Source organism: Streptomyces sp. NPDC104814 (assembly GCF_055583185.1).
In genome coordinates this window covers 363,729-383,256 of sequence record NZ_JBVJOL010000003.1, presented here as the reverse complement: position 1 = coordinate 383,256, position 19,528 = coordinate 363,729, and the positions used below count along the sequence as shown (strand labels likewise).

The window sequence follows — 19,528 nt, the reverse complement described above, 5'->3', positions numbered from 1 at the left end:
GTCCCGGGATGTGGACGGGGGGCGACGTTCTCGGGGCGGCCGGCTTTCGGGGGCCCCGGGATGTGGACGGGTCGGCGTTCTTGGGGCGGCCGGCTTCGGTCGTCGACCGGACATTCGGCTTGGCCCCCGACGGTGAGCCGCCCCCTGGGACCGCTCTCGTGACCGCCCTCGGGACCGCCCGCTTCTCCGCCCCCGACGGTCAGCTTTCGCCGAGTGTCGTGCGCTCGGGGTCGTCGGAGGCCGGAACGTCATCGGTGTCCACGGAGGCGACGGAGTCACGCTCCCCCGAGCCCTCCCCACGACCACCGCCCTCACGCCCGCGCTCGATCAACTCCCGGACGACCCGGATGAGTTCGTGCGGCTCGAAGGGCTTCGCGAGGAACGCGTCGACGCGGACGTCGAGGCCGGCGTCGACCTCGTACTCCGGACAGGCACTGACGATGGCGACGGGCAGATCCCGGGTCCGGGGGTCGGCACGCAGCCGGGCGACGGTCCGGATCCCGTCCAGCCGGGGCATGACGACGTCGAGGGTCACAAGATCGGGCTGCACCTGATGCACGACATCCAGACACTCGGCACCATCGGCCGCGGTCACGACCTCGAGACCCTCCAGCTCGAGGTTGACCCTGATCAGTTGCCGGATGACCTTGTTGTCGTCCACAACAAGCACCCGGCCCGACGCGCCTGACACAACTCGAGAGTAGGTCCGGACCGGCCATCGCGTCCGGCTTTTGGTGACTTCCACCCCGTGCGAGGGATGTCGGCTCACGAAGCTGACGCCGAGCACCTCCGGAAGATCGACACGAACCCCGAAACCCGTTCCTGACCACCCCATGGGAGCTGGTAGTGTTCTACCCGTCACCGCGACCGAGCGGACGACACGCCCCCGTAGCTCAGGGGATAGAGCAACGGCCTCCGGAGCCGTGTGCGCAGGTTCGAATCCTGCCGGGGGCACCTTGATTCAGGTGCCTAAAGACCCCGTCACCAGCGGAAACGCTGAGGCCGGGGTCTTCGCGTATGTGCAAGCGTATGCAGCCCTAAGCGACCCTGGGACGCGGTCTGTGGACTATTCGTGGACAGGATCTTGGAGCATCAGCCCAGGTCAGCCACGGCAAACGGCAAGGCCCCCGGACAAGTCCAGGGGCCGGAAGCCTAGCGTCGGGCACGATCACTCGTACTCGCGCAACAGCTCTTCGATCTTCCGGTTGGCGATCTCCTGCCGTCCGTCGATGCACTTGGCATAGCGGCTCAGCAGAACCTCGACGCTGTTGCCTGCTCGCTCGGCGACTTCGGTGGGGTCCACCCCGGAGTTGAGCCAGGTGGACAGCGCCGAGTGCCGGAGGTCGTACGGCCGGGCAGCGAGCGGGGAGGCGACCGTGGCCGGCGGGAGCGCCAGCGCCCGAGCCTCCTGCCAGACGCGGTAGTACGTCGAGGAGCCGACCACTCCCCCACGTTCATTCGTGAACAAGCGCCCGTCCTCAGCGGTTCCGAACGTGTCGAGGTGTTGCCGAAGGATGGCGACGAGCTGGGGCGGGATCGGTACGAGCCGGACCTCTTCGGCCGGCCGGTTCTTCAGGCCGCGGTCGTCGTGGGTCTCGCCGGAATCCGTCCACTGCTTGCCGACACTGGGGCGCGTCCGGTTCAGCAGCACCGTCCCCCATCCGGTCTCGGGCAGTTTCAGGTCCGCACGGGTGAGGGCGACAGCCTCAGCGGGGCGGAGGGCGCCGTAATACATGCAGGCGAACAGGCCGACAAGTCGACGACCACGTGCCCGGCCGTACCCACCAACGTACGAGACTGCAGTCAGCAGGGACCGCGCCTGCTCCGGATTGGCAACTACCCTGGGATCTACTTCCCCGGCCACATTTGGTTTCTTCCAGCGGATGGCAGTGATCGGATTCTCTTTGAACTCCCCGAGATCCACTGCGTAGTGCAGTGCGTTGACGAGTGTCCGACGCTTGCGCCGAACAGTTTCCGCAGCCGCCGCCGTCCCGTCGAGCTTCAGTTTGAGGGAGTCCAGGACCGCCCTGCCTATCGCAGCGTCGCCGAGGTCGGACAGGGGCCGCGAAGCCTTGGCGACCCAGTCCAAGGTGTTGGCAATCTCGGTCGGCAATTCGCGATCATCAGGACCAGGCAAGACAAAGGCGTCGTCACGCACATCAGGCGGACGTACTACAGCGACGAGGGACGGCCCGTGGAGACAGCGGACATCGTGGTGCCCGCCGCACACTGCGAGATCGTCTACGAGATCCCGATCAACCGCTAGCTCCGCCCCAGGGCGCCTTCAACTTGGCGTGCCAAGTAGGGTCCGCAGCATGACGACTTCGCCTGACCGCGTCGACAGCAGAGAAGACCTGGCAGCCTTCGTTCGTTCCCTGCGGCGCAGTCACGCCGAGGACGCAAGCTCGTGGGAGAACCCGGACCTTCCGAGCTTCCTGGAGGCCCTGGGCGCCTGGATCGACGACGCGGACGGCTGGTACCACAACGGCAGCCGTGAGTTGCCGCCTGACGGTGACTGGACGTTCTTCGCGCGAGCTCTGCAAGCGGCGACGATGTACGAGTAGTACGAGCCGGGTCGAATGCGTGTCGAAGTCCAGAAGATGAGGCGCGCGGTGCGGTAAGAACAGCAGGTCAGCGATTGGGTGACGCACTACCTACCAAGCGCCTTCTACTGCTCACTCGGCGGCTGACGACCTCGCGGTCACGCCACTCCTGCCTTACTCGCAGCCAGCCTCGATGAAATTCTCCGATGGCCGCAGAGAGTAGCCCTATACGTCCTCGTGGGAGTCAGCGACCTCGTAGACGTCCGGGACCGCCCCCATCGCCTCCGTGCCCACGTAGTAGCGGATTGCGCTCGGATATCGCGCGTTCTGCTCCCGGTACATCAGGACTTGGCCCATTAGGGCGCTGATCTGCCATTCATCACCCAGGGCGGCCGCGAGTAGGCGGAAGGCCCGGTCTGCGGAGAGGGGGCCCTCCGGGATAGTGAGGCGGGCCCCTTCAACCGCGGCAACTCGGTGGTCATAGCGGAAGACGTAGGGAAGTTCAGTCTTCAGATACGTGGCCAGTTCGGGTGCCGTCAGATGAAGGGTAGGCCCGTCGGTGCGAAGGGGCCACGTTAGGTCAACCGGGTGGAGTACGTCGAAGTGTTGGCTGTTGAGTCGGGTGAAATCTCGCGCCCGCCCGGCATCCCGGTTACCGAAGCCGTTTTGGTTCCATGCCGAGGTGAGCCCCTGATCGTGCAGGTGCCGGAGTACGACACGCTCCGGGGCGACATAACTGAGGTCGTCGTCAAGCTTGAGGTAGCTAAATGAGATGCAGCTGGAGTCGACATAGTGGCGCCCGTCTATCTTCCGCAAGTGGTCTTTGAGACGGGTGGCAATCGAGCGATCGCCTCTTCCGACGTAGACGATCTCCCTGGCGCCACCACCGAGTTTCCGGTGGAGGAGGTAGACGCCAGGCCAGTCCTCCAACTTATCGATGCTCGGAGCCGTGAGGTCGTGGAGCGGTTGCGCAGCAAGGACTCTTAGGAAAAGGTCCGTGTGGTCCCGAGGGATCAGTCGGAACCCCGTGCCTCCGGAATACACGACGTTGCGACTGAAGGCATATGACTCGACGGTGTCCGACCCACGCTGGTTCGGCTCGGGGAGGCCGTTAGCCTTGAGCGTACGCTTGAGCGACGGGTAGATGTCGCTCAGGGCGAGCATCGGTGGGGCTCCGGGTATGCCATCTCTAACTACATCGCGCAGCGCCGCAGTGAAGGACGTGCAGGCTGTCTTCTGTTCCTCCGATGGTGGCACATGAGCGATTTGGTCGGCCGCCGTAAGCGTGTAGACGCCGCGGACGTCGGTGGCGTCCGCGAGCTGGTTATCGTCGGCGCCCGCCAGGCCTTGGATGGCGCGGCCCGAGTAGCAGCAGTCGAGGATCACCAGCTTCACTTGGGCAGGCGAGTCGAGCAGGGCAGTGCGGACCTTGTCGTACTCCAGGCCCGTCAGGTCGGGGTAGCGGAGTTGAGTGTCACCGGTGGCCAGACAGAGCGCGCCGGTCCTGCTAACCATCCCGTGGCCGACGAAGTACATCAGTAGGGTGCCAGTGGTCTCCTCGGCCAGGCGGTGCAGCTGCAGCGCAAGCTCGGTGGCTCCAGTGGGGTCGTCCAGGACGAGTACCTGGTCCTCTGACCACCCGCACAAGTCGGGGTCAGTGAGAAGTTGGCGCATGGCCTGCAGACTGTTGAGCACTGCGGGCACGTTGGGGAGCGACGGATCGCGGTACTGCGAGACGCCGATAAGGACGGCGGTGTCGTCAGACGCCATCGGCGTCTTCGCCCAAGAAGCGCCGAATCAGAGCCTCGGCCTCTTTGGCGTCGCCAGTCTCAACTTCCAGAGTGCGGTCGGCCCGCGTGATGGTGATGCGCACCTTGGTCGGAGTGCGGCGGCTCTGCAGCCAGGTGGCGAGGGAGCCGGCGAGCACGGTTGCGATCCCGCCGGAACCGAGGGAGACGCTGAGAAGTCCGAGAACGGCACCCAACTCACCCTCGGCGGGAGTGGTGGGGAGGACCCGTACGTGCCCCTGAAGGCCGCGTTCGTGACGGAGCCACTCGGTCAACGCCATGTGGTCGTCGAAGGCGTCACTCGAGTCGAGCATGATCTGAACGGCAGTCGTCTCAACATTTCCGGCGCCATCCATCACGTGTCCCCACCCTCGCGTGCGTCTCGCGCCCGGGGTTCCCGGGCTAGTACAAGGGATCACACTACGTGCCTTGGCTCCTCACATCGTCCCGATTGAACAAGCAGGTGCCGAGAGACGGCGGTCGGTACTGACAGGCAGCAGCGCGCCAAGGTGAGAGATCGCTCGCGAGGTCTAATGCGACACTTCATGCTGGTGGGCCATTCGTGGACCAGCAGGCACCTCCTTCACGCGATCGGCCACTTGAACTGCGGCTACCTTCTGCGCAGCGACGGCCTCCGGAGCCGTGTGCGCGGGATCGAATACTGCCGGGGCACCCAGCAGGAGGCGGCCAAATACCCCGTCAGCGGAGACACGGACGTGGCCCGCGCCGTCGTCGTCCGGGCAAGTTGCACGTCGGCAAGGGCTATGACTTCGACCGCCGCAGCTCAGTTCGTTCGCTCCCCGGGCGAAGGCCGGCCACGCCGTGATCTTGCCCTCTGGAGCTGCGGGCTCAATCCGAGCAGACGCACGGGAGTTGCCCCTCCTTTTTGCGCCAATGCGTATGGGCACCCTCGTCCACTCCGCAACATGCCTGCCCTTGTTCAAGTTACTGACCTGGCCCCAGTGCCCCATCGGTCTGGCCGTCGTCCGCACGCTCCTCCAAGAGGACGTCAGGCCGCGCCGGTTGGCGGGGCAGCGTGGCCCCACGCCTCGGGCTTTCACGGGCGACTAGCCTGCCGAGCAAAGGCCGTCGTTGGGGCAGAACACAACGCCCGTGTAGTTGTAGCCGGACCGTATGGTCACGGGGTTCGGGTCGGGAGGGAAGTTGACGTAAGAACCGGCGTCAGCTGTGGCACTGAAGTGGACCGTCGTCCCGATCGCGAAGCTCGCGGTGCAGGTACCGGTCGGGCTCGGCGCCGGGTCGCCGGCGTACGGATCCCAAGCCGAGATGTGGCAGTTGATCCCGGCGGGGCTGCTGGTGATGGTTCCGCCACCCCAGCCGTCAGAAACGTACGCGTGGAGTTGAGCGGTGGCCTGAGCGTGAGCCGGAGCGGCGAACCCGATCGCTGTGGCCGTGGCGAGTGTGGCGATGACTCCGATCGCGCGCCCGGCACGGTTTTTGTACTTACTCATGGGCGGTCCTCCGATCGAACCGATCCCCTCCGACCAGGCTATTCGCCACCCGGAGGACCCACAACCCAGCGCGTTCGCCTCTGGTACCGGCCCCGGATTCTCTCCCTGAACGTCCTATCCACGCCGTCGATACAACGATCGGATAGATGTAGAACGGTCAATCGCCCCGTGGCGCGCCCGACCCGCCGCATCACGTTGCGGTCCCCGATTGTCCGGGCCGAATCAGTCGTGCTCGCGCGGCAGACCTTCCATACGTCGGTTGGCGATCTCGTGGTGCCTGTCGGGGCACTTCGCGTATGGGCCAGTAGGACCTCGAGCCGAGTGGACAGTGCTGAGTGCCGGAGGTCCTACGGACTGCTCGCGAACGGCGAGGCGGCGACAGGCGGCGGAAGCGCCAGGAGCCGAGCCTCCTGCCACATGTGGCAGGAGGGCAAGAGGGGGCGGCCTTCAGACCCGGAAGGCCACCGACCCTACGGCGGCTTGACGGGCCGTCAGAGGTGCTCTCGCTGGCATCATGCTGCGATGCCCTTCTCCCCCGCCGAAGCGTGGCTTCGTGGTGTTGCCGTCAATCCTGCTGCACCGCCAGGTGTTCTGCTGCGGCTCCTGCAGTCGGGCGGGCGAGCCGCCTGGACCGTGTTGTGCCGGGAGCGGCGGGGGCTGACGCGGGACGTGGTCGACGCGATGATCGGGCATTCGGAGCGGGCGGTGCGCCGGGGCCTCGCCCGTAATCGGTACGTGTCCGCCGCTCAGCGGAGCCGTCTGGCCGAAGACGTCGACTCGCTCGTCGTCGCCGATCTCGCCGGCGGGCCCAATCCGCGGTTCGGGCGCGTCGAGCCGCTTCCCGATGGTGTCATCGAGCGGTTGCTGACCGGGCGGCACGGCCGCGTCGGGGATCAGACGGTCACGGCCGCCGAGATAGCGCAGGAGTTGGTCTTCTCCCAGCAGATACCCATGTCCTTCTACCGAGGAGTGTGGGAACACCCGGACCCCGAGCTGCGGGCCTACGCAGCCGGGCGGTGGCTCTGGCTCACGCCCGCGCAGCGTGACGCCCTCCTCGACGATCCTGTTGCCGCCGTGCGTGAGGCCGCTCACCAGCAGAGCCGGGTCCTCGATCCGGCGGCCATGGAGGCCGAGCTTCCGGAGTTCGACTGCCATCAGCGCTCGCTCCTGCTCGTCAACTACGCCGTCTCGCAGTCCGTGGTCGACGCGTGTCTCGCCGACGGGCGGGACCTGTGGCCCCTGGCATACAACCCCCATACGCCCGCCGGTGCCGTCGCCCGTCTCGCCCGCGACCCCGATCCTCAGGTGCGGGAGCGCGTGGCCGCTCGCGCCGATCTCGATCCCACGCTGCTGGCGGAACTCGCCGAGGACCCGGACGTGACCGTGCGCACTCGTGCCCGGCTGCATCCCCTGCCCCGTACCTGGGCCCAGCGTGCGGCCCTCGACGAGGTCGTCGGCCACGCCGCCGAGGACATCGGCCCGACGGGCGAGTTGCTGGTGGAGCCGGATGCCGGCTGGTACCGCATGTGTGCCGGCTCACCTGATCCCTTGCTGCGGCGGGCTGCCGCCGTATCCCCTGGGCTGCCGCCGGAGCTGGTGACGCGGCTGGCGGGTGACTCCGACGCCGAGGTGCGGCATCTCCTCGCCTGCAACCACCCGCTCGCCCCGCCCTCCATCGTCCTGGACGCCTTCCTCGCCCTGCCGCGGCAGCGTCCCTTCCTTCTCACCCTTCCCGGTCTGCCCCGCACCGGTCTGCAGCATCTGCTCGGGCACGCGGATCCGCAGGTGCGCGCCCTGGCCGCCGCCGATCCCTCGCTGGAGCGGCCGCCCCTGGCCCTGCTCAGCGACACCGATCCCGGGGTGCGCCGCGCCGCCGCCACCAACCCGCTGCTGCCTCGTGAGCTCGTCACAGCGCTGCTGGAGGACCCGGACACCGCGGAGGGGGCTGCGGCCAACCCGGCCTTGTCCGCGGCGGACCTTCATGAGCTGCTCGACCGCTGTCGGCTGCTCGGCACGGCCGTGTGACGTCCAACACGGTTGATTTGGGCGCTTTTGTGCGATCCGGGCCATATTGAGGGTTTTTGACTTTTCGTCGGGTGAATGCGTCTACATCACTCATGTGACGTAGTTCGCAGATTCAGTATTCAACTGTGGATTTTCCGTGCCGCGCCCGCTTCACTCATTTCCGTCCGTTTTACGCCAGTTCGGGCTCAGGAAGTGTGGTGACGTATGTCCCATTCGCACGGAACACCGGAAAACCGACTCGCTCTCGACCCTCACTCCGTCAGTGCCGCCGAGGTGGTGCCCGGGGACCTCGTCGATCTCTCGACCGGCGCCGACGGGGGCGCGCAGGCCCGCTGGTATGTCGTCGTGCACACCGTGCCGGAGGCCCCCGAGTGGATACGGCTCTTCCTGCGGCCCGTGCTCGGGGGCAGGGAGCGGGACCGCCTGGTCGCACGGGACGCGCGGCTCACCGTCGCCGGGTATCGGGTCGATCCCGCCGGCGTGGGGCTCGTCGAGTCCGACGATGTGGCGGGGGCCCGGTTCCGGGACGGGGATCGGGTCGGGCTGCTGCGGGTCGTGGATCCGGGGGCCGTCGAGGAGACGTATGTGCGGCGGTGGGGGGTGTGGCATCGGGATCTCGATGACGGGAGTGGTGTCGCTCACTCCGATGAGGAGGTGCGTGCTTGGGCCGGTGACGCCCTGCGCGGTGATGAGGTCGTCGTGCGGTATCGGGCGAGGCCCCGCGCCGAAAGCTCCGTTCCGCGGGCCCGGCGCGTCGTCGTCACCGGGCTCGGGGCCGTCACTCCGCTCGGGCTCGGGGTCGGGGAGTTGTGGCGGGGGCTGATGGAGGGGCGGCACGGGATACGGGAGGTCGATGATCCCGAGTTCGGGGATCTGCCGGTGCGGACCGCCGGGGTCGTACCCGTCGATCCGGGTGAGGTGCTGCCGCGGGCCGTCGCTCGGCGCATGAACCGGGCCGCCCAGTTCGCCGTGCTGGCCGGGCGGGAGGCGTGGGGCGACGCCGGGTTCCAGGAGGGCGGGACCGAGGCCAGTGGGGTCGATCCCTCGCGGGTCGGCGTCTGCCTCGGTGCCATTCTCGGGGATGCGTCCGTGCTCGTCGGTGGGGACCGGAAGTTGCGGGAGCGTGGGCCGCGTGCGGTCTCGCCGCTCACCACGCCCATGACCGTGCCCTCGCAGGCCGCCTCGCAGGTCTCCCTCGATCTGCACATCACCGGGGAGGCCCGGACCGTCACCAGTGCCTGTGCCTCCGGGACCGAGGCCATCGGGGAGGCCATCGACCGTATCCGGTACGGCCGGATCGACGTCGCCCTCGCCGGGGGCGCCGAGGCCGTCGTCACGCCGGCGATCATGGCCTCCTTCGCCGCCATGCGGGCGCTGTCCACCCATGAGCTGAAGGACGGGGTCTCGCCTTCACGGCCCTTCGGCGCGGACCGCGACGGGTTCGTCAACGGGGAGGGCGCCGGGGTGCTCGTCCTGGAGGCCGAGGAGCACGCCCGGGCCCGGGGTGCGCGGATCTACTGCGAGGCCGCCGGGTGGGGGCTGTCCGCCGACGCCCACCACATGGCCGCACCCGATCCGAGCGGGAGTGGCGTCGCACTTGCGCTGCGGCGGGCCCTGCGGGACGCTGGCGGGCATGTCGTCGACGTCGTCCATGTCAACGCGCATGCCACGGCGACCGTGGAGGGGGACCTCGCGGAGGCCGCCGCGCTGCGGGGCGTGCTCGGCGGGCGGGACGTCCCGGTGACCGCGCTCAAGGGGCACCTCGGGCATCTGCAGGGTGCCGCCGGTGGTGTCGAGGCCGTCGCCGCCGTCCTCACCCTGCGCGACGGTGTCGTACCGCCGACGGTCGGGACCACGACCATCGACGACGCCATCGGGCTCGATGTCGTCACCGGTGCGGCTCGTCAGCTGCCCCGGGACGGTGATCTCGTGCTCAGCAACTCCTTCGGGTTCGGCGGGCACAACGCCGTGCTGGCGCTGAGGCGCCTCGCCGCCGCCTGAGTACGTCCCGGGAAGAAGTCGGGCGTCCCTCACGCACCCTCACGCACTCCGCTTGCGGGACGCCGTCTTCTTCGCCGGGGTCTTCTTGGCCGTGGTCTTCGACGCGGCCGCGGTCTTCTTCGCGCCGGTGCTCTGCGCCGACTTCGCCGTCGTCTTCTTCGACGCGGCCGTGGTCTTCTTCGCGGCGGACTTCTTGGCCGGTGTCTTCTTCGCCGACGTCGGCGCCGGCTCCTTCTTCGCCGCCGTCTTGCGTCCCCGCAGCGGCCTGACCTCGGCCTCCGCCTCGGCACCGGCCTCCGGGCGACCGCCCTCGCCGCGGGACTCGCGGGCCGCTCGCACACTGTTCTCCAGGGCCGCCATGAGGTCCAGGACCGTGCCGCCGGCCGCGGGCTCGGGGGCCTCGGGCGGGGCCACGCCGGACACCTTGGCGGCGATGACCTCCTCCACCGCCTCGCGGTACTCGTCGTGCAGGTCGTCCATGTCGACCTCGCCGAGGGTGTCCATCAGGGCGTCCGCCAGGTCCAGCTCCTTGTCACGGACGGTGACATCGGCGTCGGGAGCGACGCCCTCGGGGGCGCGCACCTCGTCGGGCCACAGCAGGCCGTGCATGGCGATGGCGTCGCCGACGACCCGGAGCATGCCGAGGCGCTCGCGCCCGCGCAGCGCGTACTTGGCGATGGCGACCTTGTTGCTGCGTTTGAGCGCCTCGCGCAGCAGGGTGTACGGCTTGGCGGCCGGGGCGCCACTGGCGGCGAGGTAGTACGCCGCGTCCATCTGGAGCGGGTCGATCCGGTCGGCCGGGACGAAGGCCACGATCTCGATCGTCTTCGCCGTCGGCAGCGGCAGACTGGCCAGGTCCTCGTCCGTGATCGGGATGATCGAGCCGTCCGCGTCCTCGTAACCCTTGCCGATCTCCGCCTGGGTGACCTCGCGCTCCTCCAGCTCGCAGAACTTGCGGTAGCGGATGCGGCCGCCGTCCTCGGTGTGGATCTGGCGGAAGGAGATGGAGTGGCTCTCGGTCGCGTTGACCAGCTTGATCGGGATGCTGACCAGGCCGAACGAGATGGCGCCGTTCCAGATGGATCTCACGTGCACACCCTTTCGGTCGGGTTCGTCCACTTAGCTACGGATATCTCCCTATTACTGGGAATTCTCATCGTATGACGCCGATCACAGAGGTGGAGGGGCGGCGGATCGCGCTCAGCAACCTGGAGAAGGTGCTGTATCCGGCGACCGGGTTCACCAAGGCCGAGGTGCTGCACTACTACGCGACCACGGCCGAGGCGCTGCTGCCCCATCTGCGGGACCGCGCGGTGTCCTTCCTGCGCTACCCGGACGGTCCTGACGGGCAGCTGTTCTTCACCAAGAACGTGCCGCCCGGTACGCCCGACTGGGTCACGACCGCCCCGGTGCCCCGGTCGGAGGGGCCGACGCGGATGGTGGTCGTCCAGGACCTGGCGAGCCTGATGTGGGCGGCGAACCAGGTCGCGGAGTTCCATACGCACCAGTGGCGGGTGCAGACCCCGGACGTGGCCGACCGGATCGTCTTCGACCTCGATCCGGGGCCGCCCGCGACCGTCGTCGAGTGCTGCGAGGTCGCGCTGTGGCTGCGGGAGCGGCTCGCGCGGGACGGGATCGAGGCGTACGCCAAGACGTCCGGGTCGAAGGGGCTGCATCTGCTGGCGGCCGTGGATCCGGCGCCGTCGGAGCGCACGTCCGAGTACGCCAAGCAGCTCGCCGTCGAGGCGGAGAAGGCCATGCCGCGCCTCGCGCTGCACCGCATGACGCGCAGCCTGAGGCCCGGGAAGGTGTTCGTGGACTGGAGCCAGAACGCCGCCCGCAAGACCACCGCGACGCCCTACACGCTGCGGGCCCGCTCGCATCCCTGGGTGTCGGCGCCGGTGACCTGGGAGGAGATCGAGGACTGCGGGACGCCGGAGCAGCTGGCGTTCGGTGCCGCCGACATCGCGCCCCGGCTCCAGGACCACGGCGACCTGCTGGCGCCCCTGCTGGAGCCGGGGCGCGCGGGCTCGGTTCCCTGAGCGCGGTTCGCCACGTGCTCAGACGCGGGACCACGTCCTCAGACGCGGGCCCAGGTGTTGCGGTCGCGGGCCATCGCGTGCAGGGCCTCGACGTCCGCCGGTTTCAGTACGCCGCCCTGGCGGGCCAGCTCCGGCAGGTCCGTGTCCGTGACGACACGGACCTCGCGCGGCGGTGCGGCGACCTGGACGGACGCCGGGGCGAGCAGGCACAGCACCGGGCGGACCTCGGCGGTCAGCGCGTAGGAGGCGCGGGCTGCGACCGCGCGGACGTCGCGCGGCAGCGGCACGGGGTCGCGCCGGCCCAGGGTGAGCAGCGGCCCGTCCACCGTGACCTTCTGCTTGCGGGCGTGCACGGCGTGCAGCGCGAACAGTCCGCCGGGGCCGATCAGCAGGTGGTGGACGCGGTCGCCGCCGGGCAGCGGTACTGAGTGCAGCGCGTGCCAGCCCGCCCCGTCCAGCCGGTCGAGCGCCTCGCCGACGGACTGCTCCGCCTCCAGCGCCCGGCGGCGCGGGTCCGGGCGCAGCCGGTGCGCGGGGCCCGGATCGCGTTCCAGGGCGACCAGGAGGGCCTCGCCGGGCCGGTTGGGGGCGAGGTCGTCGTCGGGGTGGAGGCTGAGCCGGGCCAGCTCGGCCGGGGTGGGCACGGGTGGCGGGCCCACGGCGACCTGGCCGGTGAGGAACGGGCCGAGGGCGTCCAGGACGGCCTCCCGGTGGTCTTCGCTGAGCAGGTTCACCCGGCCGGCCTCACGGTCGTACCAGGCGATGTTCCGTCCGTCCGTGGAGCAGACGTACAGCCGTTCGCGGCCGTGTCTGTAGGTCGGTATGACACGCAGTCGGCTCATGCCCCATCACCCCACGACCATGGGAACAGGCAGGGTGCTCCCGGGGCAAGAAGGCGGCTACCTTGGGAGGGAGTTGCGCGGGCGGGACCGTGGTGGGCGGGGTTGGGGAGGCACCGTTGCGTACGCGTGGGAGACAACCCGATGTGCCCGCTCCGGACAGCCCGTGGAGCGAGATCGTGCCGGGCCTGTGGATGGGCGGGCACGAGTTCCGGGGGACGTCCGGGCGGCTGGAGTTCGCGGTCGTACGGGACGAGTTCGAGCTGGTGCAGACGCTGCTGCGGCTGCCGGGGCACGGGCCGGACCCCGGGGTCGAGCACCATGTGTGGGACATCCCGGACGGGCCGCTGGACGGCACCCAGCTGGCGGGGGTGCTGCGGCTGGCCCGGGCGGTGGGCGAGGCGCTGGACGACGGCCGGCGGGTGCTGGTGCGCTGCTACCACGGCTACAACCGCTCCGGCCTGGTCGTCGCGCAGGCGCTGGTCCACCGGGGGCACCCGGTGGAGGACGCCATACGGCTGATACGGTCCCGTCGCTCGCCGTGGGCCCTGCACAACGAGCTGTTCGTCGCGTACCTGCGGGCCGGGCTGCCGACGGTCCGCTTGCTGGAGGAGCTCGCCGAGTAGGTTCACGAGCAGGCTTCCGAGCGCGCCCCGAGCAGGCTCGCGAACACGTCTCCAGCAGGCTCCCGAGCAGGTTCCCGAACAGCAAAAAGGACTTACCTACGAATATGGTGTACGGGGCCCTCGAACATCCCTACCCACAGGAGTCCCGTGCCCCCTCGCCGCCCGCGTGCCCTGCTCTCCGTCCTGGCCGTGTTGCTGGGTGCTGCCCTGACCGCCTGCGGTGACACCGGGTCGCTGGAAGGCGCCGGGCCCACGCAGGTCGCGGTCAGCCCGGCCCGGCTGTGGCCGGAGCTGACCCCGGCGTCGTCTCCGGCGTACGACATCGACGAGGTCGAGCGGGAGGTCGTCAAGGGCGTGTCCGTGCCCGGTGACGACATCCGCAGGGTCGATCCGGCGGCGATCGTGCGCGCGGAGATCGCGGCGCACCCCGACCGGTACAAGGCCGGCGGCAAGAGCGGGGAGACGTTCCCCGAGACGGCCCGGCTGGTGCGGGACGCCTGCGGGCAGGGGCCCGAGCGGGGGCGCTGCCCGGTGCTCAAGCCGTACTACCGGGATCTGACCGGGGACGGGCACGACGACCTGGCCCTCGGGTTCCGGCTGCTGCCCGGGCCCATGACGGCCGTACGGGTGTACACCGTGGACCGTCACCGGCTGGTGCAGATCATGAAGTGGGAGGACGCCGTGAGCGCCGTCGAGGTGGCCGGGCGTTCGCTCGTGCTCAGCTCGCCGTCCGATCTGGCGCGCTACGAGTACCGGCTCGAGTGGACCTGGGATCCGGACCAGAAGGCGATGCTGCTCACCCATGACGAGATGGTGCGCACGGGGAGCGGGGTGCATCCGGGGCATCCGCAGCGCAAGCCGGCCGCGTCGCCGTCGGCCGGGGGGTCGGCTTCGCCTTCGGCCTCGGGGGCGGGTTCGGGGGCCGCTTCGGGGGCGGGTTCGGGGGCCGCCTCGGGGGCAGGTTCGGGGGCCGCCTCGGGGCCGGCTGCGGGGGGTGTGGCGCCGTCTGCGGCGGGGGGCGTTTCGTCGTCGGTGTCCGGGTCGGCAGGTGGGCGATGAGGCCCGTGCTGCCGCAGTGGTCCGGGCCGCTGGCGGTGCGGGCCGCCGCCTTCATCATCGTGATGTCCTGCGCGCTGGCCGCGCTGCTCGGCGTGCTGGTGCATGTGCAGGTCACGAACCAGACCGTCGGCCAGGCCCGCGACCTGGCCCTCGCCCGGCTGGCGGACGCCACGCAGGCCTTCGAGGCCGGGGACACGCTGCTGCCGAACGCCGGGGTCGATCCCCCGGAACTGCCCGCGCGGCTCCGGACGCTGGCGGCGGCCGGGGAACGGGGCACGATGGTCGGCGAGCACCGCGGGGAGCCGGCGATGTGGGCGGCGGGGCCGGTGGAGGGCGGGCACGCGCTCGCCGTACGCGTGGACTACGCGCAGCAGGCCCGCACGATCCAGGGGCTGGACGGGGCGATCCTGTGGTCGTCGGCGCTGGCGATCGGGGCGACCGTGCTGGTGGGGGCGTTCGCGGTGACCCGGGTGACGCGGCGGCTGCACGCCACGGCTCGGGTGGCGCGGCGGATCAGCGCCGGGGACCTGGACGCGCGGGTGGACGACCCGCGGGCCGGGGATCCCTCACGGCCGCAGGACGAGGTCGCGGCGGTGGCCGGAGCGCTGGACTCCATGGCCTCGTCGTTGCAGGGCAAGCTGCTGGCGGAGCAGCGGTTCACGGCGGACGTGGCGCACGAGCTGCGTACGCCGCTGACGGGGCTGCACGCGGCGGCCGAGCTGCTTCCTCCCAGCCGGCCCACGGAGCTGGTGCGCGACCGGGTGGCCGCACTGCGCACGCTCACCGAGGACCTGCTGGAGATCTCGCGCCTGGACACCGGGCGGGAGCGGCTGGACGTGGACAGCGAGAAGCTGGGGGCTTTGGCCGAGCGGGTGGTGCGGGCGTCGGGGACGCCCACCGAGGTCCGGGTCCTGCGGGACGCGCGGGTGGAGACGGACCGGCGGCGACTGGAGCGGGTGCTGGGGAACCTGGTGTCCAACGCGCACCGGCACGGGAAGGGGCCGGTGGTGGTGACGGTGGACGGGCCGGTGGTGACCGTGCGGGACCACGGGGACGGCTATCCGGAGTACCTCGTCGCGCACGGGCCGCAGCGGTTCCGTACGGAGGGGGGCGCGACGGGGCACGGGCTGGGGCTGACGATCGCGCTGGGGCAGGCGGAGGTACTGGGCGCGAGGCTGACGTTCGCGAACGCGGTGGGGGGCGGGGCGCTGGCGACGCTCTCCCTGCCGGGGGCTCCGCGTGGGGGTTCCGCCGGTTCCGGTTGATCTTGCGCGAGGGGTTAGGGGCCGGGGTTGACGTGACCTTGCGCAAGAGGTGGAGGTGGCCGGGGTTGACGTGACCTTGCGCAAGGGGTGGAGGTGGCCGGGGTTGACGTGACCTTGCGCAAGGGGTGCCGTCGCGGGGCTTCGCCCCGGACCCGAGGGGGGGTGTTTGCCCACCCGCCCACCCACTCGGTCGGCCAAGAGCCCACCCCACGGGGCTCCGCCCCGGACCCCCGGCAGGCCCCGCCCCGTGACCCCCGCGTGGGGCTGCGCCCCACCCCCCTCCCGATGGCCCAGCATTTCGGGCATCGGGCTTCGGGGGCTCCTAACGTGGCGGTTAGTCAGGTTTTGGCCCCTCAGGTTCCTCGTGGAGGTACCCCATGTCTTATCGCCCCCGTCTCGCCCGGTTCGCCATAGCTGCTGCCACCGTCGTGTTCGTCGGTGCCGTCGCCGGTACGCCCGCTGTCGCCGATGACGGCTGGGGGGAGGACGGCCCCTCGGTCTCCAGCCAGGGCGGCGGGGGCGGTGGGGGCGGCGACGACGGCAACTGGCAGCAGCAGGGCGGCAACGAAGGCGGCAGCGGCGACGGCGGAAGCTGGCAGCAGCAAGGCGGCGGAAACGAAGGCGGTGGCGACGGCGGCGGGAGCTGGCAGCAGCAGGGGGGCGGCGACGGTGGTGGGAGCTGGGAGCAGGGGGGTGGTGGGCACGAGTCGCGGCTTGCCCGGGGGCGGGTCACGGCCGGGACACTGCTGCTGCGCAGTGCGCCCAACCGGGGCAGCCAGGTGATCCGTTCCGTGCACCGCGGGCAGATCGTCTCCATCTACTGCCAGACCCGCGGCCAGAGCGTCGACGGTGACCGCCTGTGGTACCTGCTGACGGACGGCACCTGGGCCTGGGGTTCCGCCCGCTACATCCAGGTCCTCGGGTCCTCGCCCCGCTGGTGCTGACACCACCGGTACCGCTGACACACCCTCACCCGCTCGCCCTTCCGACGCGGCGCAAGTCGTCCCGTTTGGGTAAGTTCCGGACATGACGAAGGCCGGAACCGGAATCACCGTGGCCGTGGCGGACACCCCCGCTCCCCCGGTCCCCCTGCCCCGGCGCCGTGGTGTCGAACTCGCCCTCATCGTCGTCGCCGTCCTGCTGTCGGTCTGCGGCTACTGCGTGGTGGGGCTGGGCCGCACCGGTGCCGTGCCGCCCGGCGCCGCCGGTTACGGCGCCGGGCTCGGCGTTCTCGCGCTGCTCGCGCATCTGATCGTCCGGTTGCGCGCGCGGCACGCCGATCCCCTGCTGCTGCCGATCGGCGTCCTGCTCAACGGGCTCGGGCTGGTGCTGATCTACCGGCTGGACCTGGAGACGCCCGGTGACCGGGCGGCGCCCACGCAGCTGGTGTGGTCGACGCTCGGGGTGGCGTTCTTCATCGTCGTCGTCGCCATGCTCCGCGATCACCGGGTGCTCCAGCGCTACGCCTATGTGTGCGTGGCCGCCGCGCTCGCGCTGCTGACGCTGCCGATCCTGTTCCCCGCCGTGAACGGGGCCCGGATCTGGATCCGGATCGCCGGGTTCTCCATCCAGCCCGGCGAGTTCGCCAAGGTGCTGCTGGCCGTCTTCTTCGCCGCCCACCTCGCCGCCAACCGCACCGCGCTGGCGTACGCCGGACGGCGTGTGTGGCGGATGCAGCTGCCGACCGGGCGGGTCCTCGGGCCGATCGTCGCGGTGTGGCTGGTGAGCGTGGGGGTGCTGGTGCTGGAGCGGGATCTCGGGACCTCGCTGCTGTTCTTCGGGCTGTTCGTCGTCCTGCTCTACGTGGCCACCGGGCGCAAGGGGTGGATCGCCGTCGGCCTGCTGCTCGCCGCGCTGGGGGCCGTCGCCGTGGGGCAGCTGGAACCGCATGTGCACGCGCGGATCGAGGACTGGCTGCATCCGTTCGCCTCCATCGAGGCCGGGCAGGGCGCCAACCAGCTCGCCCAGTCGCTGTTCGCGTTCGCGGCCGGCGGCCTGCTCGGCACCGGGCTCGGCCTCGGGCACTCGGTCCTCATCGGGTTCGCCACCAAGTCCGACTTCATCCTCGCCACCGCCGGGGAGGAGCTGGGGCTCGCCGGGCTGTCGGCCGTCTTCCTGCTCTACGGCCTGCTCGTGGAGCGCGGCTACCGCGCCGGGCTCGCGCTGCGGGACCCCTTCGGGCGGCTGCTCGCCGTCGGGCTCGCCTCGATCGTCGCGCTCCAGGTCTTCGTCATCGCCGGCGGGGTGACCGGGCTGATCCCGCTGACCGGCATGGCGATGCCGTTCCTCGCGCAGGGCGGTTCCTCCGTGGTCACCAACTGGGCCATCCTCGCCCTGCTCATCCGTGTCAGCGACTCGGCCCGGCGGCCCGGCGCCACCCCGGAGGCGCCATGACCCGCACCATCCGCCACTCCGCCGCCTTCTGCGCCCTGCTGCTCGTCGCCCTGCTGGTGAACGCGGCCCGCGTCCAGCTCGTCGTCTCCGGCGGCTACAACGACAACCCGGCCAACCGCCGCCCCACCATCGCCCGGTACGCCCAGCCACGCGGCGACATCGTGGTGGGCGGCCGGCCGGTCACCGGCTCCCGGGACTCCGGCGAGCAGCTGCGCTACGAACGTTCCTACAGCGACGGCCCGTTGTACGCGCCCGTCACCGGGTTCTCCTCCCAGGAGTACGGCACGACGCTGCTGGAGCACACCGAGGACGGCGTACTGGCCGGCACCGATCCGCTGCTGGCGTCGCTGCCGCTGGTGGGCGACCTCACCCGGGCCCGTGACCCGGGCGGCGACGTGGTGACCACCCTCGATCCGCAGGCGCAGCGGGCGGCGTACGAGGGGCTGGCGGGGCGCAAGGGCGCGGTGGCGGCGATCGAACCGGCCACGGGGCGCATCCTGGCTCTGGTGTCCGCTCCGTCGTACGACCCGGGGGTACTGTCCGGGAACGGGCCGGCGGCGGCGCGCGCCTGGGCGCGGCTGAACACCGATCCGGACCGGCCGATGCTGAACAGGGCCGTGCGGCAGACGTATCCGCCGGGGTCCACTTTCAAGGTGGTCACCGCGGCGGCGGCGCTGGACGCGGGCCTGATCCGGAACCTGGACGAGCCGACCACCTCGCCGGACCCCTACCGGCTGCCGGGGACGACGACCCGGCTGACCAACGAGGGCGACGGCTGCCGGGACGTGTCGCTGCGGGACGCCTTCGAGTGGTCCTGCAACACGGTGTTCGCCAAGCTCGGCGTGGACGTCGGGGCGGCGCGGATGGTCCGTACCGCGCAGGCCTTCGGGTTCAACGACAAGCGGCTGCGCATCCCGTTCTCGGTGGCGCCCAGCACCTTCGACACGAGCGTGGACCGGGCGCAGCTGGCGCTGTCGTCGATCGGCCAGTACAACACGCGGGCCACGCCGTTGCAGATGGCGATGGTCGCCGCGGCGGTCGCCAACGGGGGGCGGCTGCGCACGCCGTACCTGGTGGAGCGCACCACGCGGCGCGGCGGTGCGACGGTCACCACGGCGGGGCCGCGTCCGACGCGGCAGGCGATGCTCCCGTCGACGGCGGCGAAGCTGCGCAAGCTGATGGAGGGCGTGGTGCAGGAGGGCACCGGCACCAACGCGGCGATCCCGGGCGCGATCGTGGGCGGCAAGACCGGCACAGCGCAGCACGGCCTCGGCAACTCCGGTACGCCGTACGCCTGGTTCGTCTCGTGGGCGCAGGACGAGCGGGACATGGAGGCACGGGTCGCGGTCGCGGTGGTGGTGGAGGACGGCTCCGCGATCCGCGGCGAGATCAGCGGCGGCGGTACGGCGGCGCCGATCGCCCGTGCGGTGATGCAGGCGGTGCTCGACTCGTGAGACGGGGGCTTCCGCGGGACG

Annotated in this window: 16 protein-coding genes, 1 tRNA gene and 2 pseudogenes; 12 read left to right on the top strand and 7 right to left on the bottom strand. The window is 70.6% G+C overall.

The genetic code is table 11. The features are described 5' to 3' along the window. Nucleotides 1–199: 199 nt before the first annotated feature. The gene (locus ACZ64A_RS14895) at nt 200–745 is read right to left on the bottom strand and encodes a response regulator (RefSeq protein WP_469810831.1); all 546 of its coding nucleotides are present in this window, start codon (nt 743–745) and stop codon (nt 200–202) included. 137 nt (nt 746–882) lie between these two features. On the opposite strand from ACZ64A_RS14895, the gene ACZ64A_RS14890 reads away from it, so the two are divergent. Further along, nucleotides 883–954 (top strand) — tRNA-Arg (locus ACZ64A_RS14890). A 214-nt stretch (nt 955–1,168) separates the two neighbouring features. On the opposite strand, the pseudogene ACZ64A_RS14885 reads toward ACZ64A_RS14890, so the two are convergent. Beyond that, nucleotides 1,169–2,158 (bottom strand): annotated as a pseudogene (locus ACZ64A_RS14885) (tyrosine-type recombinase/integrase); the annotation flags it as partial. On the opposite strand from ACZ64A_RS14885, the pseudogene ACZ64A_RS14880 reads away from it, so the two are divergent. Beyond that, nucleotides 2,135–2,266 (top strand): annotated as a pseudogene (locus tag ACZ64A_RS14880) (GntR family transcriptional regulator); the annotation flags it as partial. The pseudogenes ACZ64A_RS14885 and ACZ64A_RS14880 overlap by 24 nt on opposite strands. A 49-nt stretch (nt 2,267–2,315) precedes the next feature. Beyond that, entirely contained in the window at nt 2,316–2,564 is a 249-nt protein-coding gene (locus tag ACZ64A_RS14875) for a DUF7660 family protein (protein WP_469810603.1), read from the top strand. A gap of 204 nt (nt 2,565–2,768) precedes the next feature. On the opposite strand, the gene ACZ64A_RS14870 is transcribed toward ACZ64A_RS14875, so the two are convergent. The 3 genes from ACZ64A_RS14870 to ACZ64A_RS14860 all read right to left on the bottom strand — a co-directional run bounded on the left by ACZ64A_RS14870 (nt 2,769) and on the right by ACZ64A_RS14860 (nt 5,802). Then, nucleotides 2,769–4,313 carry a caspase, EACC1-associated type gene (locus ACZ64A_RS14870; protein ID WP_469810602.1) on the bottom strand — a complete coding sequence of 515 codons (1,545 nt, stop codon included), beginning with the start codon at nt 4,311–4,313 and terminating at the stop codon, nt 2,769–2,771. Next, nucleotides 4,303–4,686: an effector-associated constant component EACC1 gene (locus ACZ64A_RS14865; protein ID WP_469810830.1), complete on the bottom strand. Its 384-nt coding sequence runs from the start codon at nt 4,684–4,686 to the stop codon at nt 4,303–4,305. The genes ACZ64A_RS14870 and ACZ64A_RS14865 overlap by 11 nt, the downstream gene beginning before the upstream one ends. Nucleotides 4,687–5,397: 711 nt before the next feature. Then, a complete protein-coding gene (locus tag ACZ64A_RS14860) occupies nt 5,398–5,802 on the bottom strand; it encodes a hypothetical protein (protein ID WP_469810600.1) in 405 nt (134 codons plus the stop codon). A gap of 681 nt (nt 5,803–6,483) precedes the next feature. On the opposite strand from ACZ64A_RS14860, the gene ACZ64A_RS14855 reads away from it, so the two are divergent. Both ACZ64A_RS14855 and ACZ64A_RS14850 read left to right on the top strand, forming a co-directional pair. Next, nucleotides 6,484–7,827 (top strand): hypothetical protein, encoded by a 1,344-nt coding sequence (locus ACZ64A_RS14855; protein ID WP_469810599.1) that lies wholly within the window; start codon nt 6,484–6,486, stop codon nt 7,825–7,827. A 204-nt stretch (nt 7,828–8,031) separates the two neighbouring features. After that, nucleotides 8,032–9,828, top strand: coding sequence for a beta-ketoacyl-[acyl-carrier-protein] synthase family protein (locus ACZ64A_RS14850; protein WP_469810597.1), 1,797 nt, complete (start codon nt 8,032–8,034; stop codon nt 9,826–9,828). 39 nt (nt 9,829–9,867) lie between these two features. On the opposite strand, the gene ku is transcribed toward ACZ64A_RS14850, so the two are convergent. Further along, nucleotides 9,868–10,917, bottom strand: a complete 1,050-nt coding sequence (gene ku / locus ACZ64A_RS14845) for a non-homologous end joining protein Ku (RefSeq protein ID WP_469810596.1) — start codon at nt 10,915–10,917, stop codon at nt 9,868–9,870. Between the two features lie 71 nt (nt 10,918–10,988). On the opposite strand from ku, the gene ligD reads away from it, so the two are divergent. After that, nucleotides 10,989–11,870 carry a non-homologous end-joining DNA ligase gene (gene ligD, locus ACZ64A_RS14840; RefSeq protein ID WP_469810595.1) on the top strand — a complete coding sequence of 294 codons (882 nt, stop codon included), beginning with the start codon at nt 10,989–10,991 and terminating at the stop codon, nt 11,868–11,870. Between the two features lie 38 nt (nt 11,871–11,908). Here the strand turns inward: ligD and ACZ64A_RS14835 are convergent, their stop codons facing one another. Then, nucleotides 11,909–12,712: a nuclease-related domain-containing protein gene (locus ACZ64A_RS14835; protein ID WP_469810594.1), complete on the bottom strand. Its 804-nt coding sequence runs from the start codon at nt 12,710–12,712 to the stop codon at nt 11,909–11,911. A 116-nt stretch (nt 12,713–12,828) separates the two neighbouring features. On the opposite strand from ACZ64A_RS14835, the gene ACZ64A_RS14830 reads away from it, so the two are divergent. From ACZ64A_RS14830 to ACZ64A_RS14805, 6 genes are all read left to right on the top strand, one after another. After that, entirely contained in the window at nt 12,829–13,335 is a 507-nt protein-coding gene (locus ACZ64A_RS14830) for a protein-tyrosine phosphatase family protein (RefSeq protein ID WP_469810592.1), read from the top strand. Between the two features lie 147 nt (nt 13,336–13,482). Next, a complete protein-coding gene (locus tag ACZ64A_RS14825) occupies nt 13,483–14,394 on the top strand; it encodes a hypothetical protein (protein WP_469810591.1) in 912 nt (303 codons plus the stop codon). Next, nucleotides 14,391–15,659, top strand: a complete 1,269-nt coding sequence (locus ACZ64A_RS14820; protein WP_469810590.1) for an ATP-binding protein — start codon at nt 14,391–14,393, stop codon at nt 15,657–15,659. The genes ACZ64A_RS14825 and ACZ64A_RS14820 overlap by 4 nt, the downstream gene beginning before the upstream one ends. 377 nt (nt 15,660–16,036) lie before the next feature. Continuing rightward, nucleotides 16,037–16,603 carry an SH3 domain-containing protein gene (locus ACZ64A_RS14815; RefSeq protein ID WP_469810589.1) on the top strand — a complete coding sequence of 189 codons (567 nt, stop codon included), beginning with the start codon at nt 16,037–16,039 and terminating at the stop codon, nt 16,601–16,603. A gap of 82 nt (nt 16,604–16,685) precedes the next feature. Continuing rightward, a complete protein-coding gene (locus tag ACZ64A_RS14810; RefSeq protein ID WP_469810587.1) occupies nt 16,686–18,053 on the top strand; it encodes an FtsW/RodA/SpoVE family cell cycle protein in 1,368 nt (455 codons plus the stop codon). After that, nucleotides 18,050–19,507, top strand: coding sequence for a penicillin-binding transpeptidase domain-containing protein (locus tag ACZ64A_RS14805; RefSeq protein ID WP_469810586.1), 1,458 nt, complete (start codon nt 18,050–18,052; stop codon nt 19,505–19,507). The genes ACZ64A_RS14810 and ACZ64A_RS14805 overlap by 4 nt, the downstream gene beginning before the upstream one ends. The last annotated feature ends 21 nt before the right edge of the window (nt 19,508–19,528 follow it).